The organism is Pseudonocardia sp. Ae717_Ps2, from assembly GCF_001932475.1.
Lineage (GTDB): Bacteria > Actinomycetota > Actinomycetes > Mycobacteriales > Pseudonocardiaceae > Pseudonocardia.
In genome coordinates this window covers 5098801-5122863 of record NZ_MCIS01000001.1, presented here as the reverse complement: position 1 = coordinate 5122863, position 24063 = coordinate 5098801, and the positions used below count along the sequence as shown (strand labels likewise).

The following is a 24063-nucleotide window of genomic DNA, read 5'->3' as shown; positions in this document are numbered from 1 at the left end:
GATAGCGTTCTGTGCATCGGCGGGGCTCCCGAACCCACGCCGAACACGCCGGTCCGACATCGGACCCCGTACACAACGGAGAAATAACTGTGCTGAAGAAGGCTGGGATCCTGACCGCCGGCGTCACCGCTGGTCTGCTCGCCATCTCCCCGCTCGCCTTCGCGGGTGACGGCGGCTGGGACAAGGGCCACGGGCACGGCCACGGCGGCGACCGCATCAACGCCGACCAGATCAACAACCTGGAGAAGGACCGCAACAGCGTCCAGTCCGGCCTGATCAACGTCGGTGACGTCAACGCCCTGAACAACGCCAACGTGCTCTCCTGCACGCTGAACAGCGCCGACGTCGCCGCCAGCGTCCTGGGCATCCTCGGTGGCCAGGCCACCAACGGCGAGGACGCCCCGGGCTTCAGCGACTGCTCGCAGGGCGAGTCCCAGACCAACGTCCAGGACTGAGTGCTCCTGCACCACCGGGTACAGGTGACGGGACCGTCGTCCCGTCACCTGTGACCCTGCACTTCTCGGACATCCCCTGCTCTTCCGACCGGAGCGGGGGATGTCCGCATTTCCGGGGGAGCCGGAAATGCGGACGGGGGACGTCAGGGGTGGTGCGGCAACACCACGTGCGACGGGTGCTCGGAATCGTGCAGGATCTCGTAGGAGATCCGTTCCCCGTCGACCGCGGTGGCCGTCCGCTCACCGGTTCCCGGGTTGCGGGCGAAGCGCGGGAACGCCGCGCCGGCGACCTGTACCCGGAGCCGGTGCCCGGCCCGCACGCGGTACCCGGTCGGGCTCAACGTCATCCGGACGACCGTCGTGCCGTCCGGTGCGGTTGCCTCGCGGTCGGGCACCAGCCGGTGCATCGCGTCGGTGATGTTCATCGAGGCCCCGTCGGGGCCGACGTCGCACAGCCGTACGAACACGTCGCCGATCCCCGTCCCGGTCCGCACGTAGACCACGGCCGACACCGGACCGAGCAGGTCCAGGTCGGACTCCAGCGGCGGGCCGGTCCAGACGCGCACGTCGTCGCGGGCCTCGACGGTGCGGTTGTCCAGCTGCTTGGACGGCGGCTGGAGCATCGGGCCCCCGACCGTCGGCGTCGGGTCGGCCGGGTCGTAGACGAACCGTGACGGCGGAGTGGTCCCGGCCGGTCGGTCCGGGCCCAGCCCGCCACCGGCGTCGAGGTACCACTCGGTCGGGCGGGCCTCCGGTGGTGGCCAGCACGGCAGGTCGGTCCAGCGGTCGGCGTGCTGCACGTACACCCGGACCGGGGCGCGGCCGTCGTGCTCGCCGCCGTGCAGGTGCACGCCCAGCCAGTGGACCATCTCGTGGGCGATGGTCGACAGCGATCCGCGGTCGCCGTGGGACCAGGGGCCGATCGTGATCCGCGCCGTCGCCCCGCCCCGCTGCAGCGCGGTGAAGTCCACCAGCTGACGGTCCAGGAACAGGTCCCACCAGCCGGTCACCATGCAGACCGGCGGCATCGCGGCGGCGTCGAAACCGTCGTGCTCGGCGGGCGCCCAGAACTCGCGCGGCTGCTCGGCGTGCTCGACGAAGTCCCGCCAGAACACCACCGGCGCCCCGGTCAGCGCGACGTCCGCGGCCTGCAGCGGCTGGGAGGTCACCGCACGCCGCTTGCGACGGCTGAACACCGGCGTCGCGAGGAAGCCGGTGACCGCGCCGATGCGCTCCTGGCGGCCGATCTGGTTCACCCAGGTCGCGAGGTTCAGCAGGCCGGGCGCGCCGCCGGGGTAGAAGGTGCTGGTGAACTCCGACGCAGTGATGTCGGCGTTCATCGAGCACAGACCCGGGTCGGCGTAGGGGGCGACCGCCCACTGGGTGTGTCCGACGTAGCTGGGGCCCACCATCGAGACGCGGCCGTCGCACCAGTCCTGTCCGCGCACCCAGGCGAGCGTGTCGAGACCGTCGGAGCTCTCGTGCAGGAACGGGCGGAACTGCCCGCCCGAGCCGAAGGTGCCCCGGGTGGACTGGACCAGCACCTGGAACCCGCGGCGGGCCAGCAGCGAACCGATGATCGACCCGAGGCCGTCGCGGCCGTACGGGGTGCGCATCAGGACCGTCGGACGCGGCCGCAGCGGGCCGGGCGCCCGGTACAGGTCGGCGAGCAGGACGACACCGTCGGAGAGCGGGACCCGCAGGTCACGCTCGCGCACGTACGGCTCGTCGGCACCGAAGCCGAGCCTGCGGTCGACCAGTCGCTCCGTGAGCGCGGTCATGACACCTCCCCCTCGCCCGCCCCCTGCGGACACCGTCGATCGTAGGAGAACCCGGTTGCACCGACCGGGCGTGGCCGGTGACGGTGACGCGGTGACCGTCCCTCCCGTACTGACCGACGGGGTCGTGACCCTGCGCGCGCACACCGACGCCGACCTCCCCGGGATGCTCGAGGTGTACCGCGATCCCGTCGTGCAGCACTGGACCTCGCTCGCCCCGACCACCACGGAACGCCGGGCCCGGGAGTGGATCGACCTCACCCGGCGGGAGTGGGCCGCCGGCCGGCAGTACGTGTGGGCGGTAGAGTCCGGGTGCGACGGCCGCCCTCGCTACGCGGGCTCGATCGACCTGCGTCGCGACCCGGTGCCGTCGGTCGGCTACCTGCTCGCACCCTGGGCGCGCGGACGGGGGTTCGCGAGCCGCGCGCTGCGGCTGGCCGCCGACTGGGGCTTCGACGTCGCCGGGTTCGCCGCGCTGCACTGGGACTGCCGTGCCGGGCACGTCGCGTCCTGGCGGGTGGCGCACGCCTGCGGGTTCCGCTTCGAAGGTGTCCGGACCCTGGCCCTGCCCGCCGAGGGCGGCCTGGTCGACGCCTGGACCGCCGTCCTGCTGCCCGGCACACCCGTCGCCGACCGTCCCCCCGCGACGACGTGGTGGCCGCACCCGGTGCTCGACGGCGACGGCGTCCGGCTCCGACCGCCCACCGAGGCCGACCTCGCCCGGCACGTCGAGGCGTGCAACGACCCCGTCGCCCGCTGGTGGAGCGCCACACTGCCGGTGCCCTACACCGACGACGACGCCCGCCGCTGGCTGCGCGACCACCCGCTGGAGCGCTCCCTGGGCGCCGGCGTCGGCTGGGTGATCGCCGACCCGGACGACGACCGCTACCTCGGCACTCTCTCGGTGTTCGGCACCGACCGGCCCTACTCCCCGACCGGTGGCGAGGTCGGCTACCGCGGCCACCCCGACGCCCGCGGCCGCGGCGCGGTGTCCGCGGCGGTCCGGCGCGTCGTGCGGCACGCGTTCACCCCGGTCGCCGACGGCGGGATGGGCCGGCACCGGCTGCAGCTCGGCGCCGCGGCGGACAACACGGCCAGCCGCCGCGTCGCCGAGCGCGCCGGGTTCCGGCTGTGGGGCCGCCCGCGGGCCGACGGGGTGCACGGCACGGAGAACGAGATCGTCGACGACGGGGTCTGGTACGACCTGCTCGCCACCGACCCGGTCCCGCCGCCCACCGGAACTGTCGGGGGTGCCCCGTAGCCTGCCCGCCGTGCGGATCATGCGGATGTCCTGTTGCGGGACCGAGTGGGTGGGGCCGGACCGGGCGCACTGCTGCCGCAGGTTCGGTGGCTGCGGAGCCGTCTTCGACGACGCGGCGCTGTGGGACACCCACCGCCCCCGCGGCGTGTGCGTGACCGACCCGCGCGAGCTCGGGCTCGTCGCCACCCGCAACGGGATCTGGCAGCGGGCGCTCGACGCGGCCGGCTGAGCGGAGGGAACCGGCGGGTCAGGGCGGCCCGCGGGTGATGCCGCGGAACACCGCCTCGTCCGGGCCGGGGTTGCGGATCCGGACCAGGCTCAGCCCGGTGAACCACAGCACCGAACCGGCGCCGAAGGTCCGGCTCCCGCCCGCGGCGCAGCACAGCTCGATCCGCCCGGCGTCGACCACGACGACGGCGCCCCGCCACTCGTCCTCGACGTGCGGGCGGACCTCACCGGGGGCGAGCACGACGGTGCGGGTCCATGTCCGCGACGGCGTGTCGTCGTGCACGGGCCACCCCCGTTCCGGTGCGGGGCACGGTGCCCACACCGGCTCCGACCGCCCGGGAGCGCCGAAGTCATCGACGCACGTCGGGACGGGGCTCAGGCCGCGGCGGCGGGTGCCGTCGCGGACAGCACCGTCTCGTAGCCGATCCGGGCCGCGGCGGCGACCCGCCCGGGGTCGGTGGACAGGCCGTGGACGCCGGCGGAGGAGTGCGGGCTCAGCGTCAACAGGTGCGCCCCGGACCGGTCCGGGTGGGCGGCGTCGGCGAGCAGCGGCAGGCACTCGCCGTGCCGGGCAGCGTCCTGCGCCATCCGCCCCAGGCCCGGTGCGAGCCGGTCCAGCGAGCGGGCCCACAGTGGGGTACGGGCATCCGGTGGAGTGCCGGTGAGGTCGTCGGCGGTGCGCGTGAGCAGGGCCAGGACGTGCGTGGCGCCGTCGCGCAGGGCTCGGGCCACCGGGAGCGGGTCACCGACCGAGCCGTCGACGAAGTCCTCGGCGTCCTCGCCCGAGCCGACCCGTACCGGGGGGCCCGCCAACAGCGGGATCGCCGCCGTCGCCCGCATGGCGGCCTTCCACGTGGCGCCGTCGGGCAGCGCGGTCAGCACCCGCGGGCGCAGGTCCACGGCCCCGGTGACCACCACGTTCAGCGGGACCGGCGGGTCGACCAGCCGTGACCAGTCGGTGGGCAGGGAGTCGACGAGGATCCGGTCGAACAGGTGGTCCAGCGACACCATCGGGCGGCGGCTGCCGAACCGGCGCGGGTCGATGAACTCGCGGCACGCCATGTCCCGGACGAACACCCGGGACACCTCGGCGCCGTGCCCCATGACCAGCGCCGTCCCGACGAACGCCCCGGCCGAGCTGCCCCACACCTCGTCGACGCCGGCGGCGAGCCCGAGGTCGGACAGTGCGTGCACCATCCCGGCCGCGTAGGAGCCGCGCATCCCGCCCCCGCCGACGACCAGCGCGACCCGCGCCCCGTCGGCGTGCCCACCGGGGCGAAGCCCGGCGTCGCGCCGACGCTCGAGCAGGCGCAGGACCTCGGCGTCGCCGTGCGCGGCGGAGGTGAGGAGGGCGGGGGACACGGCCCCATCATGGAGGTCCGCGACCCCGCGGCCGCGCCCCGGTGGCAGGACCGTCCACGGGCCTCCGACCGCGAGCCACCCACCGCCCGACGCCTCCCGGCTCGGGCACCCCGCCGGGCAACTAGTACGTTCGCGCGACCAGCGCCGACGCCACGCGGAGGCCCGCTGGAGGGGGGAAGGACACCGTGACGCAACGACGCCGTCCGCGGTTGCACGCGCTCGAGGCGACGTCGCTGCCCGCGGCACACGCCAGGGCCCGCGATGCCCGTCGCCGCCATCCGGTGGTCGGGGGCCACGCCGCCGCCGTCGTCGCCGAGGACCTGGACCTGGGCTCGGCGCCCGGACGGGCCGACACGCTGTCCACGTTGCTGCGGGTCGCCGTGTTCGACGAGTGGGTGCGCGAGTTCGCGCGCCGGCACCCGGGCGGCACCGTGGTCGAACTGGGGCCGGGGCTGGGCGACCGCGCGGGACGACTCGGCGACGAGGGCCCGGCGCACTGGGTCGATGTCGAGCTGCCCGGGGTGGCCGAGCTGCGCCGCGAGCTGCTGGCGGGCCCGGCGCACCTGGTGGCCGGGTCCGCGCTCGACGAGGACTGGCTGGAGCTGGCCCGCGACCTGCCCGGCCCGCACCTGGTCGTCTCCGACCGGGTGCTGACGCTGCTGCCCGAGCAGGGCGTGCAGCGGATCGTGTTCACCGCCGCCCGGATGCTCCCGGGCGCCGAGCTCGTCACCGACCTGCTGTCCCGCGGCGCGGCCGGGCGGCTCGCCGCGGGCCCGCTGCGCGAGCTGGAGGTCGACTGGACCTGCGAGGACCCGCGCGAGCTGGAGCCGTGGGGGCTGCGCCTGGCCGCCTCCTGCGACGCGGCGTCCCCACCCGCCGAGGTCGCGGCCCGGCTGCCGCGGGCGTCGCGGGCACTGGCGGCGGCGCTGCGGGCGACCGCGCTGCGCGGCGAACGCCTGGCCCGCTACGAGATCGTGCCGGTCTGAGCCGGGGCAGCAGGATCGTCAGAACCGTGGACGCGGCTCGCGGGTAGGGTCGTGACCGTGACCTCCCCGACCTTCGGCACGCTCGAGGCCGACCCGGCGGAGGTCGGCCTCGACCCCGCCCGGCTGGCCCGGATCGACGGCCACTTCCGCCGCTACATCGACGACGGCCGCCTCGCCGGCGCGACGATTGCCGTCGCCCGCCACGACCGGCTCGCACACCTGACCCACCTCGGCGTCCGCGACCTCGACTCCGCGGCCCCGGTGACCGACGACACGCTGTGGCGCATCTACTCGATGACCAAGCCGATCACCTCGGTCGCCACGCTGATGCTGGCCGAGCGTGGCGCGCTGGAGCTCACCGACCCGGTGTCGCGCTACATCCCGGCGTTCGCCGAGCAGCGCGTCTACAGCGGCGGCTCCGCGCAGAACCCGGGCACCGTGGCCGCGCTCGGACCGGTGCGGGTGCACCACCTGCTGACCCACACCGCGGGCCTGACCTACGGCTTCCACCACGCCCACCCCGTCGACGAGATGTACCGGGCCAAGGGCTTCGAGTTCGGCGCACCGTCCGGGATGGACCTCGCGACCGCGAGCGAGCAGTTCGCGTCGTTCCCGCTGCTGTTCCAGCCGGGCACCGAATGGAACTACTCGGTGGCCACCGACGTGCTCGGCCGGGTCGTCGAGGTCGCCTCCGGGCGCCGTCTCGACGAGTTCCTCCGCGAGGAGATCACCGAGCCGCTCGGCATGACCGACACCGCGTTCTGGGTGCCGGAGGACTCCCCGCAGGCCGGCAGGCTCGCCACGCTCTACAACGCCCGGCCCGGCGGCGGCCTGGTCGAGAACAAGGTGCTCGCCCGGGCCGCGACCCGCGAGCCCACCTTCCTCTCCGGCGGCGGCGGACTGCTGTCCACCACCGGCGACTACCTGCGGTTCGCCCGGATGCTCGCCCGCGGCGGTGAGCTCGACGGCGCCCGGATCCTCGGCCCGCGCACGCTGGCCAGGGCCACCCGCAACCACCTGCCCGGCGGCGGGGACCTCGACACCGTCGGGCGCCCCATCTTCTCCGAGTCCGCGTTCTCCGGTGTCGGCTTCGGCCTCGGCTTCTCCACCGTGATCGACGGCCCGGCGACGAAGGGCTTCGCCAACGAGGGCACCTTCGCCTGGGGCGGGCTTGCCTCCACCGCGTTCTGGGTGGACCCGGTCGACGACATCGCGGTCGTCTTCATGACCCAGCTCGTCCCCTCCAGCACCTACCCGATCCGATCCCAGCTCCAGACGCTGGTCCAGCAGGCGGTGACCGACCGATGACCCCACCGAGCCCCGTTCTCACCTTCACCATCCGCACGCTCGTCGTCGCCGCCTCGCTGTGGGTGGCGACGGTGCTGGTCGGCGGCATCCGGCTGGAGAGTGCGGGCACCACCACCTCGATCCTCACGCTGATCGGCGTCGCCCTGGTGTTCGGCCTGGTCAACGCCGTGGTGAAGCCGATCGTGGCGACGTTGGGCTGCCCGCTCTACCTCCTCACGCTGGGACTGTTCGCGCTCGTGGTGAACGCGCTCATGTTCCTGCTGACGGGATGGCTGTCGTCCGTGCTGAACCTGCCGTTCGCCGTCGACGGCTTCTGGACGGCGTTCTGGGGCGCGATCGTCGTCGGGATCGTGTCGTTCTTCCTGCACCTGGTGATCCCGGACCGGTTCGACGACCGCTGAGGCGGTCAGACCGGCCAGGTCTCGCGGCGGTACGCGCCGTCCCAGAACATCCACTCGTAGCGCGAGGTCGTCGTGAAGTGCTCACGCATGCGACCGAGCTCGGTCGGCGACGCGGCGGCGCCGACCCGGTCGGTCGCGTCCAGCACGGCCTCGACGACTGCGTGGTACTCCTCGCCCGCGTACATGTCGATCCAGCGCTGGTAGACCGGGTCCGGGGAGCCGGCGCCGACCAGGTGCTCGCCGACCCGGCCGTAGATCCAGTAGCAGGGCAGCACCGCGGCGACGCCCTCGGCGTAGGACCCGCCGTACGCGGTCGCGAGCAGGTAGCTGACGTAGGCGCGGGTGGCCGGGGCGACCGGGATCTCGCGGGCCTGCTCCGCGGTGAGTCCGAGCGCGCCGAGCAGGTCGGCGTGCAGCTCGCGCTCGGCGGCGATGGCGCCGGCGGCGTGCTCGGCGAACATCAGGGTGTCGTCGTCGCTCGGGGCCTTCGCCGCGCACACGGTGAGCGCCGTGGCGTAGCCGCGCAGGTAGTGCGCGTCCTGGACGATGTAGTGCCGGAACGTCTCGTGCGGCAGCGAGCCGTCGGTCAGCCCGGTGACGAACGGGTGGGCGAGGATCGCCTGGTACAGGGTGTCGACGTCGGACCAGAGCAGGTCCCGGGTGCGGTCGGCCATGCGGTCACGGTAGCCACCGGGGCCCGGCCGGTCGGGTGATCGCCCGTGCAACGTCGGCGTGACCGGGGAGGAACACCGCGGTGACGCGGGGCCTGAGATCCTGCGCACGTCGTCTGCTGCTCGGGCGTGGGGGTGTCACCATGGAGGGCAGGCGAGCCACTCAGTGTGGAGGACGCGCCACGTCCAGTCCCCCTGACGTGGAGGTGAGGGTATGACCGACCCGCAGCCCATGGATCACCACGAGAAGATGCGGATCCGCGCGGCCGCGTTCCGTGCGACCCGGATCTACCCCGGACCGGTCGGCGAGCTGATCTCGCGCGAGCTGCTCGGCTGGGAGGACTTCGGATACCGTCTCGGCGGCAACCGGATGGTCCTGAACCTGGTGGACCATGTCATGAAGGCGGTACCGCCGGAGCGGGCGACGCGCTCCGACGCGGCCTGACCCCTGCTCAGCGCAGGGTCGTCACGGCGACCTCGGCTGCGGCTCCGGTCGGCGGGGTGTCGTCGGCGAGCCCGGCCAGCGCGGCGGACAGGACCAGCATGGCCGCGATCGTGGTGATGCTGCCGACCCGGCCCAGGACGTCCAGGGTGCGGGCGACGGGTGACGGCCCGTCGGCGCGTCCGTCCCCGGCGGCGGCCTGAGCCGCGACGACGCCGTGCGGCCGGTCGGGAGTGCCGGTACGGGGTGCCGGGACGGGACTGCCCGTGGGCAGCGTGGGCGTGCCGGCCGGACGCGGGGCCGGAGCCGGGGCCGGACGCTGAGCCGGAGCCGAAGTGGTGCGGTACTGCTGCGTGGCACGCTGCTGCTGCGTGGTTCGGTGCTGCTGCGCCGCACCCGCACGCCCCGCCGACGAACCCGGCGACGCCGGCCGCGGTGCGGGGACGCCCGGTGCCTGCGGGGAGGTCGACCGCGGACGCTCCCGGCGGGGCGCGGGCAGGTCGACGTGGTCCTCGCGACGACGGTGCCGCCCCTCGACCCGGTCCGTCGGCACGGCCCCACCGACCCGCGGTGCGGGGACCGACGGGGTGGCGGGGACAGCGCCCAGGGGGCGGCGCGGGCTGGGGATGCGGACGGCTGGCGCGGACATGACGATCACCACGATCTCGGGGGAGTCGATACGGGGTTCTTCGGGACCCGGTGCGCGCCGCCGGCTCCTGCTTCCACCCGTCTGTCGTGTCGTACGACCACCCTGTTATCCGGTCACCCCCTGCGCCAACCGTCGGAGTGACTACTCCACTCGTTGGGGGTACACGCCCACCCGTGTAGCGGTCTTTCACTCACGTAGCGTGGCTGTGCATCACTCCTTTGCTGCGCGCGGGGGCGGCGTCGGCAGCTGCTCGCGGAGGTCCCGCTTGAGCACCTTGCCCGCCGCCGAGACCGGGATCGCCCCGACCAGGTGCACCTCCCGCAGACGTTGGTAGGGCAGCAGACGCTCGTTCAGCCCGTCGACGCCGGCGCGGACCGTGTCCTCGTCGACATCGGGCGCGGTGGTCAGGAACGCGACCGGGTGCTCGCCGTCGACCCCGACCGGGCGCCCGACGACGGCCGCACCGGTCACGCCGGGCAGCGCCAGCAGCCGCTCCTCCAGGTCGCGCGGGTACACGTTGTAGCCCTTGTGGAGCAGCATGTCCTTGAGCCGGTCCACGATGCGCAGGTAGCCGTCCTCGTCGAGGACGCCGACGTCGCCGGTGTGCAGCCACCCGTCGCCGTCGAAGGCGGCCGCGGTCTCGGCCGGGCGCCGGTGGTAGCCGCCGGTGACCTGCGGCCCGCGGATCCACACCTCGCCCTCGGCCCCGGCGTCGAGCTCCTCACCGTCCGGTCCGGAGATGCGGATCTCGGTGCCCGCGACCGGCAGCCCGACGGTGCCCGGTCGCCGGTCCGCCGAACGGGCGGCGGGGCCGAGGGTGGCGGCCATCGTCACCTCGGTCAGGCCGTAGCCCTCGGAGATGACGAGGTCCTCGCCGAGCCAGTCGCGCAGCGCCCGGATGATCTCGGCCGGCAACGGCGCCGCGCCCGAGGTCAGCGACCGCACCGACGACAGGTCCCCGGCCGTCTCGCGGTGGGCGAGGAGCGCGGCGTACACCGGTGGCGCCCCGGACAGCGTGGTGACGGCGAACCGGGTGGCGTCGGCCAGGTAGGCGCGCGGGTCGAAGCGGGCGTGCACGATGGTCGTCGTCCCGGTGAGCAGCGGGACGTTGAGCCCGCCGATCGTCCCCATCGCGTGGAACCAGGGGGCGATGCCGATCGCCCGTCCGGTGCCGATCGGGGTCGGGAACTCCGAGACGGGGCCGGGGTGGGCCAGGACGACGCCGGGCCCGTACCCGGTGGCGGTCACGTCCGGCCGGGCGCCGGTGCCCCAGCAGGCGGCCTGCAGGGCGTTGGTGAGCACGTGCCGGTGGGTGACCCGCACGCCCTTGGACCGGCCGGTGGTGCCACCGGTGTAGGCCAGGTGGGCGAGGTCGCGGTCCGGGTCCACCTCCAGGTCGGTGCCCGGCGGTGTCGACGGCCTGCCGTCGAGGTACGCACCGAGCCCGGTCACCTCCGGCCCCGGCTGCTCCGGGTCCCCGTGGGCGCCGGTGACGAGCACGCGCTTCAGCGAGGTCGCCGGCCGTGCGGCGAGCGCCGCGGGCAGCGCCGCCTCCCAGCTGAGGACGACGACGGCTCCCGCGTCGGCGAGCTGTGCCCCCAGGTCGTCCGGGGCGAGCAGCGGGTTCGCCGGGGTCACGGTGGCCCCGGCCAGCAGCGTCCCCCAGTAGGCGATCGCGTACTGCGGGCAGTTCGGCAGGTGCAGCGCGACGACGTCGCCGCGGCCGACCCCGTCGGCGTGCAGCGCGTGCGCGAACGCCGAGGCACGCTCCAGCAGCCCGCGGAACGAGAGCTCGTGCCCGGCCTGGTGCAGCACCGTGGTGTCGCCGAACCGCTCGGCGGCGCCGCGGATCGTCGCCGAGGCCGGCAGCGCGGGCACGTCCAGGTCCGGGGCGGGCGAGCGGGCGATCATGCGGTCACCCCCGCTCCGTTGCCGGTCCGGGACGGCGGGACGACCCCGTGGGCGACCATGCGACCTCCATCGGTCTGCCGGTGACGTGCGGTGCGACCGACCCTAGGTACGACCGGTGGCGCACGTCACGGCCCGCACGGGCCCGGTCCGGTCCGGAGGGGACAGCCGGTGGGCACGGGTTCACTCCCGTGGGGAGAGCAGACCCCGGGAGTGTGCGAGCGCGACCGCCTCGGCGCGGCCGGAGGCGCCGAGCTTCGCCATCGCCCGGGACAGGTGCACGCTCACGGTCTTCTCGGAGATGAACAGCCGCTCGCCGACGGCCCGGTTGGTCAGCCCGTGCGCGACCAGCTCCAGCACCGCGTGCTCGCGCGGGGTGAGCGGGGAACCACCGGCGCCGGCCGCCGGACCGGGCCGGGGACCACCGTCGCCGGCCCGCACCCGCAGCGCGGCGACGGCCTCGGCGAGCGGGCGGGCGCCGAGCCGGTCGGCCTCGGACGCGGCGACCGCCAGGTCCTCGGCGGCGGCGCGGCGGTCGGCCTCGCCGTCGGTGCCGGGGCCACCGCGGTGCGCCCGTCCGAGCAGGGCCTCGGCCCGCCGCCACCGGGCCTCCGCGGCGCGGTAGAGGTCGCCGTACCCGGCGAAGGTCTCCACGACGGGGTCCCAGACCTGCGGCGCCGTGTCGCCGCGGGCCCGGGCGGCCTCGGCGCTGGCCCGGGCCAGCCACGCCCGGCCCTCCGGCCCGACCGAGGTGCCGCGGGGCAGGCCGCGTTCGGCGGTGCGTGCCGCCTCGTCGACGAGCCCGGTCGCCGCCCCGGCGTGCGCGTCGGCCCCCGCCGTGTCGCCCGCTGTACGGGCCGCCTCCGCGAGGTCGGCCCGGGCCGCCGCGCCCAGCGCACACAGCGCCAGCTCGCCGAGGTGGTGCGGGTACTCCGCCCGCAGCACCCCGAGCGCGCCGGCGACCCGGTCCACGGCCAGGGCGGGATCCCCGCGCCAGCGCGCCGACTCGGCCCCGACGACGCCCTGCAACAACGCGGCCTGGTCGTGCGCCGGCGGCTCGGCGGCCAGCGCGGCGAGCAGCTCTTCGGCGTCGTCGAGGTCTCCGCGGGCCACACCGACCACCGCGCCCGCCACCGCCAGCATCCCGGTGACGCGCAGCGGCAGCGTGGGGTCGACGTCCGCCGCGGTGCGGACGGCGGCGTCCCACTCCCCGCGCTGCACGTCGACGCGGACCTGCGCGATCCGGAACTCCAGGCCGTACCCGCCCCAGAGCAGCCCGTACGCGGCCGCCCGGCGGGCCCCCTCGGCGAACTCCTCGGCGGCGGCGTCGAGCAGGCCGTCCTCGACGAACGACACCCCGCGGTTCCACACGGTCCGCAGCTCGACGACCTGGTTCCCGGAGGCGGCGGCCAGCGAGGCAGCCCCGGCGAGCCGGTCCCGGGCGGCCTGCGGGTCCCCCTCCAGCCGGGCGCAGAAGGCCAGGGTGATCAGTGCGTCCGCGCAGACCGCGCTGAGGTCGCGGTACCCGGCCGACCCGTCCGCGGGGGGCGCGGTGTCGTGCACCGCCCGGGCCACCGCCAGCGACGCGCGGGCGTGCGACCAGGCGGGCTCGGCGTGGTCGGCGTTCAGGTGCGCCCGCGCGAGCACGGCGTGCGACCAGGCCAGCTCCGTGTCGGGCGGGCCCCCGGAGTGCAGCTCGACGGCCTCCGTGGCCGCGGCCACCGCCGCGTCCACCCGGGACCCGCTGTCGAGCAGCCGCATCGCGTAGTGCCGGCGCGCCTCGGCCCTGACCCGCGGATCCCCGCCGAGGTCGGCGACCCGGACCGCCCGGGCCCCGAGGGTGGTGCCCCGTTCCGGGTCGCCCGAGGCGCTCGCCGCCCAGGCCGCCTCCCGGGTCAGCGCGCTCTCGGTGACCCCGGTGAGCCGCTCGGGGTCCTCGACGGCGGACCACAGCTCCAGTGCCCGCTCGGCGTGGGCCAGCATCTCGGCCGGGCCGTGCCGCCGGCGGGCCTCCTCGGCGGCTCGTACCGACGCCGCGAGCGCCCGCGGCAGGTCGTGGGCGGCCAGCGAATGCCGGGCGAGCGCGGCGGCCACCCCGGGGGCGTCGTCCCGGCGGGCGAGCAGCGCGGCGAGCCGGGAGTGCAGCCGTACCCGTTCGCCCGGGAGCAGGTCGTCGTGCACGGCCTCGCGGAGCAGTGCGTGCCGGAAGGCGTAGGACTCCGCGCCGGGCGCCGGATCCGCGACGAGCAGGTGGTGCGACACCGCCTCCCGCAGGCCCGCATCCAGATCGGCCGCGGAGAGCCCGGACGCGTCGCGCAGCAGGTCGTGGGAGATGCTCCGCTCGGCCAGCGAGGCCACCCGCAGCACCTCCCGCGCCGGTGGGCCGAGCCGGTCCAGCCGGGTCAGCAGCACGTCGGCCAGTCCGCCCGGCAGCCCGTCGGACCCCGCCGCGACGAGCTCCTCGGCGTAGAAGGCGTTGCCCTCGCTGCGGGCGGCGATCCGGCGCAGGGTGACCTCGTCGACGCCCCCGGTGGCCGCCCGGGCCCGGACCAGCGCCAGCACGGCGTCGGGCGCGAGCGGCCCGAGCTCGACCCGACGGACGGCGGGCAGTCGGACGAGCTCCGCCAGCGACGCGCGCAGCGGATGCCTGCGGTGCAGGTCGTCGGAGCGGTAGGTGCCCAGCACCAGCAGCCGCTGCGAGCCCAGCCGGGCGAGCAGGAAGGCGAGCAGCTCCCGGGTGGAGCGGTCCGCCCAGTGCAGGTCCTCCAGTACGACGAGCAGCGGGGCCGCCGCGGCCGCGTCGCGCACGGCACCGGCCACCGCGTCGAACACCTGCAGGCGCCCTGAGTCCCCGTCGCCCGCGGCGGGGCGGGGTGCCTCCGCCGCACCGGGCAGCAACCCGTGCAGCACCGGCCGCAGCGCGGTGCCCGCCCGGTCCAGCGCGCCGAGTACCTCGGAGAAGGGCAGGTAGGGGAGTGCGGCGCCGCCCTCGTCCAGGCACCGCCCGACGACGACCTGCACGCCCGCCTCCGCGGCGGCCCGGCCGAGCGCGGCGGCGAGCCGGGACTTTCCGATCCCCGCCTCCCCGGCGAGCAGCACGGCGCGGGCCCGCCCGGCCCGGGCCGCGTCGAGGTCGCGGAGCAGTCCGGAGAGCTCCTCCGCACGGCCGACCAGCTCGTCCGTGTCCGGGCCGGTGGGGCCGCCCCCGTGGGTCGCTGCCGCCGTCATGGAGCGCATCGTGGCACGGGACACCGACACTCCCGGGCCCACGACGGCGGGCCCGGCCCGGACGCGCGGCTCAGCCACGCGACCCGGCCCGCACCGGGTGCGGCGCACGGCCCGGTTCCGGTGCGGCCGCGGTGGCTCCGGGCGGGAGCGTCGCTGGCCCGGCCGGCCCGGGGGCCCGTCCCGGCCGCCGGGCGGCGGTGAGTCGAGCACGTAGCCGCAGCCACAGCCGTCCCACCGCCGACGGGCCGGTCGCGCCGCGCAGCAGCCGCGCCGCGCGGTACCGGTCCGCCTCCTCCCGCAGCCGGGCCTGCCGCTGTTCGGCGAGGGCGACGAGGGAGTCCATCGGGATGTGTGTCATCAGCATGGTGACGACACTGCGGCTGAGGGGACCGCCCGGGCATCGGGCGATCACGCCGTCCCGCGGGCCGCGCGGGGCCCGCGGGTAAGGGGTCTCCTCAGTCCCGCCCGGTGGGCGGCGGCAGCAGACCCCGTCGGTAGGCCGGGACGAGCGCGCGCGGCACCAGGTGTCGGCGTCCCTCCAGGGTGACCGGCACGAGGTCGGGCGTGGTCGCCTTCCACTGCGACCGGCGGTGCCGGGTGTTCGATCGCGACGTCCGTCGCTTGGGAACGGCCATCAGAGGTCTCCTTCTCGGTCGGAACGGACGGTGGGGTCGTCCAGGGCGGCGGGCCCCACGGGCTCGGACTCGGCGCAGGGCTCGTCGTGGGCCCAGCCGAACGGGTCGGGCAGCGCGGACCAGGCGTCCTCGCCGGCCGCGATCTCGGCGTCGGTGAGCAGCGCGGCGCGCAGGGCCGCGTCGATCTCGTCGGGGTCGGCGTCGTGGCAGATCGCGACGACGTCCTGGGCACGGTCACCCCAGCGCGGGTGCCAGGCCAGCGCGGCCATCGCCCGGCGCTGGTCGCCCGCCTCGGTCCAGGCCTGCTCGTCGGCACCGGCGAGCCAGTCGCCGGCGTGCCCGATCCGCATGCCGCCGCCCGCGCTCTCCAGCCACAGCACGGCGTCCGGCCGGGTGGCCAGCCAGATCCGGCCGCGGGCCCGGACGACGCCGTCGAGCAGGCTGTCGATGGCCTCGTGCAGCCGGTCCGGGTGGAACGGGCGACGGGCGGAGAACAGCAGGGTGCGGACGCCACTGGCGGCGTCCAGCGGGGGTGCGCCGCGCAGCAGCGGGTCGTGCACCCCGCCGGGGACGCCGCGGCGGGACTCGGGGCCGAGCCCGTCGCAGAAGACCCGGTGGTCGGCACGTCCGGCGAGCAGCCGGGGTGCGGTCGGGCACAGCCGGTCCAGGACGGCGGCGGTCCGGTCCGCACCCCCGGGCCCGACCGCGCGGGTCAGCACCAGGACGTCGGCGAACTCGGCCTGGCCGACGGCGAGCTGGGCGACGGTCCGCTCGTCGTCGGGCAGCGTGGACAGCCCGCGCTCGGGCAGCGTCGCGTCCCCGGTGGCGTCGTCCAGCCAGCTGTCCGGGTCGAGCACGGCCACCACGCCGCGCAGGTCGACGAGGTCGGTCGCGGTACAGGCCTCGCGCCCCGGCGGCTCGAACACCACCGCCCCCAGGGCCCAGCACACCGGCTCGGGCTCCAGACGCGGGTCCAGGTGCAGCACCACCCGGTCCACCGTCCCGGACAGCGCGGCCAGGGTCGGCAGCACGTCCTCGCGGATGGTGCAGCTGACACAGCCGTGGGCGAGCTCCAGGACGGTGCGCTCGTCGCGGTCCGCGTCGCGCAGCCGCCGGTGCACCACACCGCGGCCCAGGTCGCGCAGGTCGTGGTGGAGCACGACGACACCCGGGTCCAGCTCGCGCATCCGCGTGATCGTCCGCTCCACCCCGTCGGCCTCGGTCCCGCACAGGACCACCAGCTCGGTCATGTCTTCCTCCCGGAGTCGGACGTGGTCGCGGTCCGGTGTATCGTAAACGAAAACGATTCCCATGTTGAGAGGAGGGGCGCGATGGCGAAGTCGACCGACGTCCGGCCGATCGTGAAGCTGCGCTCGACGGCGGGGACGGGCACGACGTACGTGACCCGCAAGAACCGCCGCAACGACCCCGACCGCCTGGTCCTGCGCAAGTACGACCCGAAGGTGCGCAGGCACGTCGAGTTCAAGGAGGAGCGCTGATGCCCGCACGCGCCAAGCCGGTGCGCGCGCCGCGCCGCAAGGCCAACCCGTTGAAGCAGCGGGGGATCGAGCACGTGGACTGGAAGGACGCCGCGCTGCTGCGCACGTTCATCTCCGACCGCGGCAAGATCCGCGCCCGCCGGGTGACCGGACTCACCGGCCAGCAGCAGCGGCAGGTGGCCACCGCGATCCGCAACGCGCGGGAGATGGCCCTGCTGCCCTACCCGCACGCGGGACGGTGAGCGATGGCCAAGCGCTGTGACCTGACCGGCCGTGAGCCGGGCTTCGGCAAGTCGGTCTCGCACTCCCACCGGCGGACCAGCCGGCGCTGGGACCCCAACGTGCAGACCCGCCGCTACTGGCTGGCCGAGGAGAACCGCTGGGTGAAGCTCACGCTCTCGGTCAAGGGGATCAGGACGGTGGACCGGATCGGCGTCTCCGCCGCGGTGGCGAAGGTCCGGGCGAACGGGGTGAAGGTCTGATGGCCACGACCGGACAGATCGCGAAGAACGAGCGGCGGAAGGCGATCGTCGCCCGCTACGCCGAGCGCCGCGCCGAGCTGAAGGCGATCATCGCCCGCCCGACGACGCCGGAGTCCGAGCGGGCCGCCGCGGTCGCCGAGCTGCGCCGCCAGCCGCGCGACGCCAGCGCGACCCGGGTCCGCAACCGCGACTCGGTCGACGGCCGTCCGCGCGGACACCTCCGCAAGTTCGGGGTGTCCCGGGTCCGCCTGCGCGAGCTCGCGCACGACGGCGCACTGCCGGGTGTCCGCAAGTCGAGCTGGTGACGAACCGTGGTTGACGTGCGGTGACCGGGTTCCGGGGCCCCCCGTTCGGGGCCCTGGAACCTCGGTGTAAAGTTCTTCCCGTCGGTGAGAGCGAGCCCCTCGGGGCCCGCGGGACACCGGTGCTGCCGCCCCCTTAGCTCAGTCGGCAGAGCGTCTCCATGGTAAGGAGAAGGTCTACGGTTCGATTCCGTAAGGGGGCTCGACAAGGGGCCTCGCCGCATGCGGCGAGGCTTCTTGCATGACGGTGTAGCTCAGCTGGTAGAGCAAGCGGCTCATAATCGCTGTGTCGCCGGTTCAAGTCCGGCCATCGTCACCACGTTGGCGCATCATTCACGAGACATGCTGGGAGGCACCCGCGATGGCCAAGGCCACGGACGTGCGGCCGAAGATCACTCTGGCCTGCGAGGAGTGCAAGCACCGCAACTACATCACCAAGAAGAACCGGCGGAACGACCCCGACCGGCTCGAGATCAAGAAGTTCTGCCCGAACTGCGGCACCCACCGGGCGCACCGCGAGACCCGCTGAGTGCGTAGCGACTCCCGGAGCTGACGGTGGTCGACCAGTCCTGGGTCGGGCACAGCTCGGACCCGGTCGGGCCGTACCAGGTCGGCCGCGAGAAGATCCGCGAGTTCGCCGTCGCCATCGGTGACGACGACCCGCTCTTCCGTGAGGTGGACGCGGCGCGTGCCGCGGGCCATGCCGACCTGGTGGCCCCGCCGACGTTCTCGACCTGCTTCACGATGCCGGTCATCGAGGACTTCCTCCGGGACCCCGCCTTCGGGTGGGACTACACCCGCATGGTCCACGGCGACCAGCGGGTCACGTTCCGCAGGCCGCTCGTCGCCGGCGACGAGCTCACCACGGTGCTGCACGTCGACGAGCTGCGCACCCGGGCCGGCAACCACATGCTGACGCTGCGGTGCGAGATCACCGACGCGGCGGGCGAGCCGGTCGCGACCACGCACTCGATGCTGGTCAGCCCCGCCGGCGAGGACACGGGCACCGAGGGGGACGCGTGAGTGCACCGCTGACCTCGCGGACCGCCGCGGACTGCGCCAAGGGCGACGCACTGCCGTCGCTGACCGTCCAGGTCACCCGCGCCGACCTGGTGCGCTACGCCGGTGCCTCCGGCGACCTGAACCCGATCCACTGGAGCGACCGCGTCGCCGCGGTCGCCGGGCTGCCGGGTGTGATCGCGCACGGGATGCTCTCGATGGCGCTCGCCGGGCGCGTGCTGACCGCGTGGACCGGGGACCCGGCCGCGATCCGCAGCTACGGCACCCGCTTCACCCGGCCCGTCGTCGTCCCGGACGACGACACCGGTGCGACCGTCGAGCTCTCCGGCACCGTCGCCGAGGTGCGCGAACAGGACGGCGAGCGGATCGCCGTCGTCGATCTCAAGGCGACCTTCGAGGGGAAGACGGTGCTCGGCCGCGCCCGCGCCGAGGTCGTCCTCCCCGGGTGAGACGACCCGGCGTGCGGGCCCGCGGGAGCGGGTGCGTACACTCGTTCCAGCCGGGCGCACCGGATGATCCGTTGCGTCCGCCCCGCGGCCACCTGGTGGACCGGGGCAAAGGGGTGTAGCTCAATTGGCAGAGCAGCGGTCTCCAAAACCGCAGGTTGCAGGTTCAAGTCCTGTCACCCCTGCCACGACGCCGCAGGCCACCGGAGATCACGGCGGCGCGGCAGACGGCACGGACGAAGCGACGAGGGTTCTCCCGAAGCGGAGGACGTGACCGAGGGCGGGCGGACGCCCGCCACCTGCGGAGGGCGACACGCGTGAGCGACGAGCACGAGTCGGAGCGGCCCGGGCGGGAGCGCCCGAGCAACGCCGCCGACCGTCGTGGACGGCGGGCCTCCGGGCCCGCGAGCACCCCCGGCAAGGGTCGCGCCACCCCAGGTCGCGCCGCCGCGGCGACGAAGGAGAAGAAGCCGTCGCTCTTCGCCCGGCTCGCCCGGTTCCTGCGCGAGGTCGTCGCGGAGCTCCGCAAGGTCATCTGGCCCGACCGCAGCCAGATGGTGAAGTACAGCATCGCGGTCCTGATCTTCGTGTCGATCATGGTGGCGCTGGTGTTCGTGCTGGACTCGGCGTTCGCCGAGGGCGTCGCCCTGCTGTTCGGCAACTGACGCGAGTACGAACGCCGACCGGCTCCGACCGACACCGAACAATGGAAGCGAGTAGGACGTGACCTCCGACAGCAAGGCGTACGACGAGGCGGCCGACGAGGCCGCGATCGACGCCGTCGCCGAGAACGCGGCCGACGAGACGCTGCCCGAGCAGTCCGTCCAGGACGCCGACGTCGAGGCGGCGCACGGTGAGGACGCCGTCTCCGGCGACTACACCGAGGCCGAGGACGACAGCACCCCCGGCGCCGAGGCGGAGACGCTGGACGGCGAGGGCGAGACGGTCCCGACCGCCGACGGCACCGACGAGGCCGGTGAGGCCGACGAGGCCGAGGCCGTCGCGGAGGAGCCGGACGAGGACGTGGATCCGGAGGAGGAGCTGCGCGCCGCACTGCGTCGCGCGCCCGGCGACTGGTATGTCGTCCACTCCTACGCGGGCTACGAGAACAAGGTGAAGTCGAACCTCGAGACCCGGGCGCAGACCCTGGACGTCGAGGACTACATCTTCCAGGTCGAGGTGCCCACCGAAGAGGTCACCGAGATCAAGAACGGGCAGCGCAAGAAGGTCCAGCGCAAGGTGTTGCCCGGCTACATCCTGGTGCGGATGGAGCTCAACGACCAGTCCTGGGGCGCGGTGCGGAACACGCCGGGCGTCACCGGGTTCGTCGGCGCGACGTCCAAGCCGTCGCCGCTGACGATCAACGAGGTCGTGAAGTTCCTGCTGCCCAAGGTCGAGGCCCCCAAGAAGGACGCCGAGGCCGGCAGGTCCGCGTCCGGCGGTTCCGCCTCCTCCGGCGGCGCCCCCACCGTCGAGGTCGACTTCGAGGTCGGCGAGTCGGTCACCGTCATGGACGGCCCGTTCGCCACGCTCCCCGCGAGCATCTCCGAGGTCAACGTCGACGCCCAGAAGCTCAAGGTGCTGGTCTCGATCTTCGGCCGGGAGACCCCGGTCGAGCTCGGGTTCAACCAGGTCTCCAAGATCTGATCGCACCCGTGAGGAACGTCCGCGGCATGGCAGGGCCGCGTGGCGTGCACATCGATCACTGAGGAACGGACATGCCCCCCAAGAAGCGGAAGCTCTCCGCGATCATCAAGCTCCAGATCCAGGCAGGCGCAGCGACGCCGGCCCCGCCGGTCGGCCCCGCACTGGGCCAGCACGGCGTCAACATCATGGAGTTCTGCAAGGCCTACAACGCGGCGACCGAGGCCCAGCGCGGCAACATCGTGCCGGTCGAGATCTCGGTCTTCGAGGACCGGTCGTTCACCTTCGAGCTGAAGACCCCGCCCGCGGCGCGGCTCCTGCTCAAGGCGGCCGGTGTCGAGAAGGGCTCCGGCGAGCCGCACAAGACCAAGGTCGCCAGCGTGACCATGGCCCAGGTCCGGGAGATCGCCCAGGTCAAGATGAACGACCTGAACGCGAACGACCTCGACCAGGCCGCCAAGATCATCGCCGGCACCGCCCGGTCGATGGGCATCACGGTCGACGGCTGAGCGAGCCCCCACACCACCCGTACGCGTGGGAGAGCCGGGCGCGGCTCCTACCACGACCTGACCTCAGAGGAGACGAGGACAGATGGCACAGCGCAGCAAGGCCTATCGTGAGGCCGCCGCGAAGATCGACGCGGACCGCCTCTACTCGCCGCTCGCCGCGGCGAAGCTGGCCCAGGACACGTCCAGCAAGAACACCGACGCGACCGTCGAGGTCGCGATGCGGCTGGGCGTCGACCCCCGTAAGGCGGACCAGATGGTCCGCGGCACCGTGAACCTGCCGCACGGTACCGGCAAGACCGCCCGGGTCATCGTGTTCGCCACCGGCGACAAGGCCGCCGAGGCCGAGGCCGCCGGCGCCGACGCCGTGGGCGCCGAGGACCTCATCGAGCGGATCCAGGGCGGGTGGCTCGACTTCGACGCCGCCATCGCGACCCCGGACCAGATGGCCAAGGTCGGCCGCATCGCCCGCATCCTCGGCCCGCGTGGCCTGATGCCGAACCCGAAGACGGGCACCGTGACGCCGGACGTCACGAAGGCCATCAACGAGATCAAGGGCGGCAAGGTCAACTTCCGGGTCGACAAGCAGGCCAACCTGCACCTCGTCATCGGCAAGGCCTCGTTCGACACCGAGAAGCTGGTGGAGAACTACGGCGCCGCCTACGACGAGATCCTGCGGCTCAAGCCGTCGGCCGCCAAGGGCCGCTACGTCAAGAAGATCACCGTCTCCACCACCACCGGGCCGGGCATCCCGGTGGACCCGAACCGCACCCGCAACCTGCTGGTCGCGGACGAGGAGACCGACTGATCGCCTGATCAGCGCCTGACACGACGACGCCCCCGGTTCCCTGCGGAACCGGGGGCGTCGTCGTCTGCGGGGTCAGGCCCAGTCGCGCAGGACGTCCTCGACGTCCTCCGGGCCGGTACCGCGACCGGCGGTCTCGGTGACCGTGCGGGAGAACCGCGGCGCCGGTGCGGCCTGGGGCACGCCGTCGGAGGTGACGATGGTTCCGCGCGCGGCCAGGTGCGCGTTCTCGCGGGCCTCGGCGAACGACAGCACCGGGGTGGTGCACGCGTCGGTGCCCTCGAAGACCGCGGCCCACTCGTCGCGGGGCTTGGAGGCGAACACCTCGGTGAACCGGGCCCGCATGGCGGGCCAGCCGGCGCGGTCGTACTGCGGGCCCAGCTCGTCCTCGGTGAGCCCGAGCCCGGCGATGAGCTGGGCGTAGAACTGCGGCTCCAGGGCCCCGACGGCCATGTGGCCGCCGTCGGCGCAGGTGTAGGTGTCGTAGAACGGGGCGTGCCCGTCGAGCAGGTTCGAGCCGCGCTCGTCGACCCAGGCGTCCTGGGCCAGGAAGCCCCAGAACATCTGGTTGAGGACGCTGACGCCGTCGACCATGGCGGCGTCGACGACCTGCCCCTGCCCGGAGGCCTTCGCCTCCCAGAGCGCGGCCAGCACGCCGACGACGAGCAGCATGGAGCCGCCGCCGAAGTCACCGACCAGGTTCAGCGGTGGGACCGGGCGTTCCCCGGCGCGGCCGATGGCGTGCAGCGCACCGGTCAGCGAGATGTAGTTCAGGTCGTGCCCGGCGCGCGGCGCCATCGGGCCGTCCTGGCCCCAGCCGGTCATCCGGCCGTAGACCAGGCGCGGGTTGCGGGCGTGGCAGTCCTCCGGGCCGACGCCGAGGCGCTCGGTGACGCCCGGCCGGTAGCCCTCCAGCAGGACGTCGGCGGACTCGACCAGCCGGAGCACGGTCTCCCTGCCCGCCGGGTCCTTCAGGTCCGCGGTGACCGAACGGCGGCCGCGTGCCGTCGGGTCGGGTACCGAGTCGGACCCGAGCTTCAGCCCGCCCGACGGCCGGTCGATGCGGACGACGTCCGCCCCGAGGTCGCCCAGGATCATCGCCGCGTGCGGCCCCGGCCCGATCCCGGCCAGCTCGATCACCTTCAGTCCGGCCAGCGGACCCCTGCCCCGTGTCACCGTGGACCTCCTCGTCACGCGAATGGTTCCCGGCGACGGTAGCGGCCCGGCGCCGGTGGTCAGCCGGTCGGCTCGCGAGCCGGCTCCTCGTAGTCCCAGATGTCCTTGCCGATCTCACGGACGGGATGGCCGGTCGTGTCCCGCTCCTGGATCGTGTACGCGTAGCGCCCGTGCTGCCAGCCGTCGCGCAGCGCGACCTCCAGCAGGCAGGCCTCGGCCCAGTCGTGCCACTCGTCGAAGCCGTCGGGCAGCGGGTCGGGTGCGTCGCACTGGATCTCGGTCATCCGGTGCAGCACACCCCGCAGCGGCTGCCAGGCCTGCACGTCCAGCCAGATGTCGTCCATCGCCGGCGCCTCCGTCGGGTGGGTCGGCCCCCAGTCTCGCCGGGCGCCGTCGCGGCGGGCCGGACGGCCGGGGGGTCTTCACCCGATCGTGGTCAGGCCTTGAGCAGGTCCTCCCGGCCCTCGGCCTGGAGCTTGGCCTTGTACGGGCCGAAGAGCTGCTTGGCGATCGGCAGCAGCTTGAGGACCTTCGAGACCGGGCCCTTGGCGCGGACGTCGCCCTTGGCCAACGCGACCGGGAGGATGACCTTGCCCAGCCAGAACCGGTTGCCGGTGTCGGCGGACATGAACAGCTCGATGTTCGGGTCGGGGCCCTGCCCGGCGCCGGTGTGGATCTCGGAGTTCGGCATGTCCACGGTGAGCACCGCGTCCGGGTTCGTGTAGGTGATCCGCAGGACGACGCCCGACGGCTTCAGCTTCGCGACCAGGTCCGGGTCGGCCATGCCGATCCGGAACACCCCGCCCAGGTACTCGTAGACCTCGGCCTCGTCGGCGAACACGGCCATCAGCGCCTCCTCGCGGGATGGGGG

Annotated in this window: 31 protein-coding genes and 3 tRNA genes; 21 read left to right on the top strand and 13 right to left on the bottom strand. The window is 74.3% G+C overall.

Features of this window, described 5'->3' with window-relative positions; genetic code table 11:
* The first annotated feature begins 89 nt into the window (after positions 1 to 89).
* Positions 90 to 455, top strand: coding sequence for a hypothetical protein (locus tag Ae717Ps2_RS23530; RefSeq protein ID WP_020624854.1), 366 nt, complete (start codon positions 90 to 92; stop codon positions 453 to 455).
* A gap of 143 nt (positions 456 to 598) precedes the next feature.
* Here the strand turns inward: Ae717Ps2_RS23530 and Ae717Ps2_RS23525 are convergent, their stop codons facing one another.
* Entirely contained in the window at positions 599 to 2236 is a 1638-nt protein-coding gene (locus Ae717Ps2_RS23525) for a CocE/NonD family hydrolase (protein ID WP_075310080.1), read from the bottom strand.
* 91 nt (positions 2237 to 2327) lie between these two features.
* Here Ae717Ps2_RS23525 and Ae717Ps2_RS23520 point away from each other — a divergent pair, with 91 nt between their 5' ends.
* Positions 2328 to 3494 carry a GNAT family N-acetyltransferase gene (locus Ae717Ps2_RS23520; protein ID WP_158071538.1) on the top strand — a complete coding sequence of 389 codons (1167 nt, stop codon included), beginning with the start codon at positions 2328 to 2330 and terminating at the stop codon, positions 3492 to 3494.
* A 19-nt stretch (positions 3495 to 3513) separates the two neighbouring features.
* Positions 3514 to 3723 (top strand): hypothetical protein, encoded by a 210-nt coding sequence (locus tag Ae717Ps2_RS23515; RefSeq protein WP_226358927.1) that lies wholly within the window; start codon positions 3514 to 3516, stop codon positions 3721 to 3723.
* Between the two features lie 18 nt (positions 3724 to 3741).
* Here Ae717Ps2_RS23515 and Ae717Ps2_RS23510 read toward each other — a convergent pair whose 3' ends face one another.
* Together Ae717Ps2_RS23510 and Ae717Ps2_RS23505 are read right to left on the bottom strand one after the other, a co-directional pair.
* Positions 3742 to 4005: a hypothetical protein gene (locus Ae717Ps2_RS23510; protein WP_075310084.1), complete on the bottom strand. Its 264-nt coding sequence runs from the start codon at positions 4003 to 4005 to the stop codon at positions 3742 to 3744.
* 92 nt (positions 4006 to 4097) lie between these two features.
* Complete coding sequence (locus tag Ae717Ps2_RS23505) at positions 4098 to 5084, bottom strand: patatin-like phospholipase family protein (RefSeq protein ID WP_075310086.1); 987 nt, start codon at positions 5082 to 5084, stop codon at positions 4098 to 4100.
* A gap of 185 nt (positions 5085 to 5269) precedes the next feature.
* Here Ae717Ps2_RS23505 and Ae717Ps2_RS23500 point away from each other — a divergent pair, with 185 nt between their 5' ends.
* The 3 genes from Ae717Ps2_RS23500 to Ae717Ps2_RS23490 are packed head-to-tail and all read left to right on the top strand — an operon-like array spanning position 5270 to position 7779.
* Positions 5270 to 6070, top strand: coding sequence for a class I SAM-dependent methyltransferase (locus Ae717Ps2_RS23500; RefSeq protein WP_139318920.1), 801 nt, complete (start codon positions 5270 to 5272; stop codon positions 6068 to 6070).
* 51 nt (positions 6071 to 6121) lie between these two features.
* Positions 6122 to 7378, top strand: coding sequence for a serine hydrolase (locus Ae717Ps2_RS23495; protein ID WP_075310090.1), 1257 nt, complete (start codon positions 6122 to 6124; stop codon positions 7376 to 7378).
* Positions 7375 to 7779 (top strand): phage holin family protein, encoded by a 405-nt coding sequence (locus tag Ae717Ps2_RS23490; protein ID WP_075333901.1) that lies wholly within the window; start codon positions 7375 to 7377, stop codon positions 7777 to 7779. The genes Ae717Ps2_RS23495 and Ae717Ps2_RS23490 overlap by 4 nt, the downstream gene beginning before the upstream one ends.
* Positions 7780 to 7784: 5 nt before the next feature.
* On the opposite strand, the gene tenA is transcribed toward Ae717Ps2_RS23490, so the two are convergent.
* Positions 7785 to 8453 carry a thiaminase II gene (tenA, locus tag Ae717Ps2_RS23485; protein ID WP_075310094.1) on the bottom strand — a complete coding sequence of 223 codons (669 nt, stop codon included), beginning with the start codon at positions 8451 to 8453 and terminating at the stop codon, positions 7785 to 7787.
* Between the two features lie 211 nt (positions 8454 to 8664).
* On the opposite strand from tenA, the gene Ae717Ps2_RS23480 reads away from it, so the two are divergent.
* Complete coding sequence (locus Ae717Ps2_RS23480; protein WP_020623463.1) at positions 8665 to 8895, top strand: hypothetical protein; 231 nt, start codon at positions 8665 to 8667, stop codon at positions 8893 to 8895.
* 7 nt (positions 8896 to 8902) lie between these two features.
* On the opposite strand, the gene Ae717Ps2_RS23475 is transcribed toward Ae717Ps2_RS23480, so the two are convergent.
* The 6 genes from Ae717Ps2_RS23475 to mrf form a co-directional block, all read right to left on the bottom strand.
* The gene (locus Ae717Ps2_RS23475; RefSeq protein ID WP_143510448.1) at positions 8903 to 9541 is read right to left on the bottom strand and encodes a hypothetical protein; all 639 of its coding nucleotides are present in this window, start codon (positions 9539 to 9541) and stop codon (positions 8903 to 8905) included.
* 210 nt (positions 9542 to 9751) lie between these two features.
* A complete protein-coding gene (locus Ae717Ps2_RS23470; RefSeq protein ID WP_075310098.1) occupies positions 9752 to 11452 on the bottom strand; it encodes a class I adenylate-forming enzyme family protein in 1701 nt (566 codons plus the stop codon).
* Positions 11453 to 11632: 180 nt separating this feature from the next.
* Positions 11633 to 14677, bottom strand: a complete 3045-nt coding sequence (locus Ae717Ps2_RS37445) for a LuxR family transcriptional regulator (RefSeq protein ID WP_075334356.1) — start codon at positions 14675 to 14677, stop codon at positions 11633 to 11635.
* 70 nt (positions 14678 to 14747) lie between these two features.
* Complete coding sequence (locus tag Ae717Ps2_RS23460) at positions 14748 to 15041, bottom strand: hypothetical protein (RefSeq protein WP_075310102.1); 294 nt, start codon at positions 15039 to 15041, stop codon at positions 14748 to 14750.
* A 91-nt stretch (positions 15042 to 15132) separates the two neighbouring features.
* Positions 15133 to 15312, bottom strand: coding sequence for a 50S ribosomal protein L32 (gene rpmF, locus Ae717Ps2_RS23455; protein ID WP_060710513.1), 180 nt, complete (start codon positions 15310 to 15312; stop codon positions 15133 to 15135).
* Positions 15312 to 16562, bottom strand: a complete 1251-nt coding sequence (gene mrf / locus Ae717Ps2_RS23450; RefSeq protein ID WP_075310104.1) for a ribosome hibernation factor-recruiting GTPase MRF — start codon at positions 16560 to 16562, stop codon at positions 15312 to 15314. The genes rpmF and mrf overlap by 1 nt, the downstream gene beginning before the upstream one ends.
* Positions 16563 to 16643: 81 nt before the next feature.
* Between mrf and rpmG (Ae717Ps2_RS23445) the strand changes: the two genes are divergently transcribed.
* From rpmG (Ae717Ps2_RS23445) to rplA, 14 genes are all read left to right on the top strand, one after another.
* Complete coding sequence (gene rpmG / locus Ae717Ps2_RS23445; protein ID WP_020623297.1) at positions 16644 to 16811, top strand: 50S ribosomal protein L33; 168 nt, start codon at positions 16644 to 16646, stop codon at positions 16809 to 16811.
* Positions 16811 to 17053 (top strand): 30S ribosomal protein S18, encoded by a 243-nt coding sequence (gene rpsR / locus Ae717Ps2_RS23440; protein WP_020623296.1) that lies wholly within the window; start codon positions 16811 to 16813, stop codon positions 17051 to 17053. Before rpmG (Ae717Ps2_RS23445) ends, rpsR begins: the two co-directional genes overlap by 1 nt.
* A 3-nt stretch (positions 17054 to 17056) precedes the next feature.
* Complete coding sequence (gene rpmB, locus Ae717Ps2_RS23435) at positions 17057 to 17293, top strand: 50S ribosomal protein L28 (RefSeq protein WP_020623295.1); 237 nt, start codon at positions 17057 to 17059, stop codon at positions 17291 to 17293.
* Positions 17293 to 17598, top strand: coding sequence for a 30S ribosomal protein S14 (gene rpsN / locus Ae717Ps2_RS23430; RefSeq protein WP_020623294.1), 306 nt, complete (start codon positions 17293 to 17295; stop codon positions 17596 to 17598). The genes rpmB and rpsN overlap by 1 nt, the downstream gene beginning before the upstream one ends.
* A gap of 127 nt (positions 17599 to 17725) precedes the next feature.
* A tRNA-Thr gene (locus Ae717Ps2_RS23425) sits at positions 17726 to 17798 on the top strand.
* A 40-nt stretch (positions 17799 to 17838) separates the two neighbouring features.
* Positions 17839 to 17914: transfer RNA gene (locus Ae717Ps2_RS23420), tRNA-Met, on the top strand.
* 42 nt (positions 17915 to 17956) lie between these two features.
* Entirely contained in the window at positions 17957 to 18124 is a 168-nt protein-coding gene (gene rpmG / locus Ae717Ps2_RS23415) for a 50S ribosomal protein L33 (protein ID WP_020623293.1), read from the top strand.
* A gap of 26 nt (positions 18125 to 18150) precedes the next feature.
* Positions 18151 to 18618, top strand: coding sequence for a MaoC family dehydratase N-terminal domain-containing protein (locus Ae717Ps2_RS23410; RefSeq protein WP_020623292.1), 468 nt, complete (start codon positions 18151 to 18153; stop codon positions 18616 to 18618).
* Entirely contained in the window at positions 18615 to 19064 is a 450-nt protein-coding gene (locus tag Ae717Ps2_RS23405) for a MaoC family dehydratase (protein WP_020623291.1), read from the top strand. The genes Ae717Ps2_RS23410 and Ae717Ps2_RS23405 overlap by 4 nt, the downstream gene beginning before the upstream one ends.
* A gap of 109 nt (positions 19065 to 19173) precedes the next feature.
* Positions 19174 to 19249, top strand: a tRNA-Trp gene (locus tag Ae717Ps2_RS23400).
* Between the two features lie 129 nt (positions 19250 to 19378).
* Entirely contained in the window at positions 19379 to 19726 is a 348-nt protein-coding gene (secE, locus tag Ae717Ps2_RS23395) for a preprotein translocase subunit SecE (protein WP_075310108.1), read from the top strand.
* A 58-nt stretch (positions 19727 to 19784) separates the two neighbouring features.
* Positions 19785 to 20708 carry a transcription termination/antitermination protein NusG gene (nusG, locus tag Ae717Ps2_RS23390; protein WP_075310110.1) on the top strand — a complete coding sequence of 308 codons (924 nt, stop codon included), beginning with the start codon at positions 19785 to 19787 and terminating at the stop codon, positions 20706 to 20708.
* 71 nt (positions 20709 to 20779) lie between these two features.
* Positions 20780 to 21214 (top strand): 50S ribosomal protein L11, encoded by a 435-nt coding sequence (rplK, locus tag Ae717Ps2_RS23385; RefSeq protein ID WP_020623288.1) that lies wholly within the window; start codon positions 20780 to 20782, stop codon positions 21212 to 21214.
* An 82-nt stretch (positions 21215 to 21296) separates the two neighbouring features.
* Complete coding sequence (gene rplA / locus Ae717Ps2_RS23380) at positions 21297 to 22019, top strand: 50S ribosomal protein L1 (protein ID WP_020623287.1); 723 nt, start codon at positions 21297 to 21299, stop codon at positions 22017 to 22019.
* Between the two features lie 72 nt (positions 22020 to 22091).
* Here the strand turns inward: rplA and Ae717Ps2_RS23375 are convergent, their stop codons facing one another.
* The 3 genes from Ae717Ps2_RS23375 to Ae717Ps2_RS23365 form a co-directional block, all read right to left on the bottom strand.
* The gene (locus tag Ae717Ps2_RS23375; protein ID WP_020623286.1) at positions 22092 to 23192 is read right to left on the bottom strand and encodes a CaiB/BaiF CoA-transferase family protein; all 1101 of its coding nucleotides are present in this window, start codon (positions 23190 to 23192) and stop codon (positions 22092 to 22094) included.
* A gap of 59 nt (positions 23193 to 23251) precedes the next feature.
* Complete coding sequence (locus Ae717Ps2_RS23370) at positions 23252 to 23536, bottom strand: hypothetical protein (RefSeq protein WP_020623285.1); 285 nt, start codon at positions 23534 to 23536, stop codon at positions 23252 to 23254.
* 92 nt (positions 23537 to 23628) lie between these two features.
* Positions 23629 to 24039, bottom strand: a complete 411-nt coding sequence (locus Ae717Ps2_RS23365; protein WP_020623284.1) for a sterol carrier protein — start codon at positions 24037 to 24039, stop codon at positions 23629 to 23631.
* Positions 24040 to 24063 lie beyond the last annotated feature (24 nt).

Coding starts and splice junctions, on each gene's coding strand:
- rpmB (WP_020623295.1), top strand. CDS start 17,057: ATGGCCAAGCGCTGTGACCTGACCGGCCGTGAGCCGGGCTTCGGCAAG.
- Ae717Ps2_RS23365 (WP_020623284.1), bottom strand. CDS start 24,039: ATGGCCGTGTTCGCCGACGAGGCCGAGGTCTACGAGTACCTGGGCGGG.
- Ae717Ps2_RS23490 (WP_075333901.1), top strand. CDS start 7,375: ATGACCCCACCGAGCCCCGTTCTCACCTTCACCATCCGCACGCTCGTC.
- Ae717Ps2_RS23470 (WP_075310098.1), bottom strand. CDS start 11,452: ATGATCGCCCGCTCGCCCGCCCCGGACCTGGACGTGCCCGCGCTGCCG.
- rpmG (WP_020623297.1), top strand. CDS start 16,644: ATGGCGAAGTCGACCGACGTCCGGCCGATCGTGAAGCTGCGCTCGACG.
- rpmG (WP_020623293.1), top strand. CDS start 17,957: ATGGCCAAGGCCACGGACGTGCGGCCGAAGATCACTCTGGCCTGCGAG.
- Ae717Ps2_RS23515 (WP_226358927.1), top strand. CDS start 3,514: ATGCGGATGTCCTGTTGCGGGACCGAGTGGGTGGGGCCGGACCGGGCG.
- Ae717Ps2_RS23480 (WP_020623463.1), top strand. CDS start 8,665: ATGACCGACCCGCAGCCCATGGATCACCACGAGAAGATGCGGATCCGC.
- rpsR (WP_020623296.1), top strand. CDS start 16,811: ATGCCCGCACGCGCCAAGCCGGTGCGCGCGCCGCGCCGCAAGGCCAAC.
- tenA (WP_075310094.1), bottom strand. CDS start 8,453: ATGGCCGACCGCACCCGGGACCTGCTCTGGTCCGACGTCGACACCCTG.
- Ae717Ps2_RS23475 (WP_143510448.1), bottom strand. CDS start 9,541: ATGTCCGCGCCAGCCGTCCGCATCCCCAGCCCGCGCCGCCCCCTGGGC.
- Ae717Ps2_RS23370 (WP_020623285.1), bottom strand. CDS start 23,536: ATGGACGACATCTGGCTGGACGTGCAGGCCTGGCAGCCGCTGCGGGGT.
- Ae717Ps2_RS37445 (WP_075334356.1), bottom strand. CDS start 14,677: ATGACGGCGGCAGCGACCCACGGGGGCGGCCCCACCGGCCCGGACACG.
- rplK (WP_020623288.1), top strand. CDS start 20,780: ATGCCCCCCAAGAAGCGGAAGCTCTCCGCGATCATCAAGCTCCAGATC.
- Ae717Ps2_RS23525 (WP_075310080.1), bottom strand. CDS start 2,236: ATGACCGCGCTCACGGAGCGACTGGTCGACCGCAGGCTCGGCTTCGGT.
- Ae717Ps2_RS23460 (WP_075310102.1), bottom strand. CDS start 15,041: ATGCTGATGACACACATCCCGATGGACTCCCTCGTCGCCCTCGCCGAA.
- rpmF (WP_060710513.1), bottom strand. CDS start 15,312: ATGGCCGTTCCCAAGCGACGGACGTCGCGATCGAACACCCGGCACCGC.
- rpsN (WP_020623294.1), top strand. CDS start 17,293: ATGGCCACGACCGGACAGATCGCGAAGAACGAGCGGCGGAAGGCGATC.
- mrf (WP_075310104.1), bottom strand. CDS start 16,562: ATGACCGAGCTGGTGGTCCTGTGCGGGACCGAGGCCGACGGGGTGGAG.
- rplA (WP_020623287.1), top strand. CDS start 21,297: ATGGCACAGCGCAGCAAGGCCTATCGTGAGGCCGCCGCGAAGATCGAC.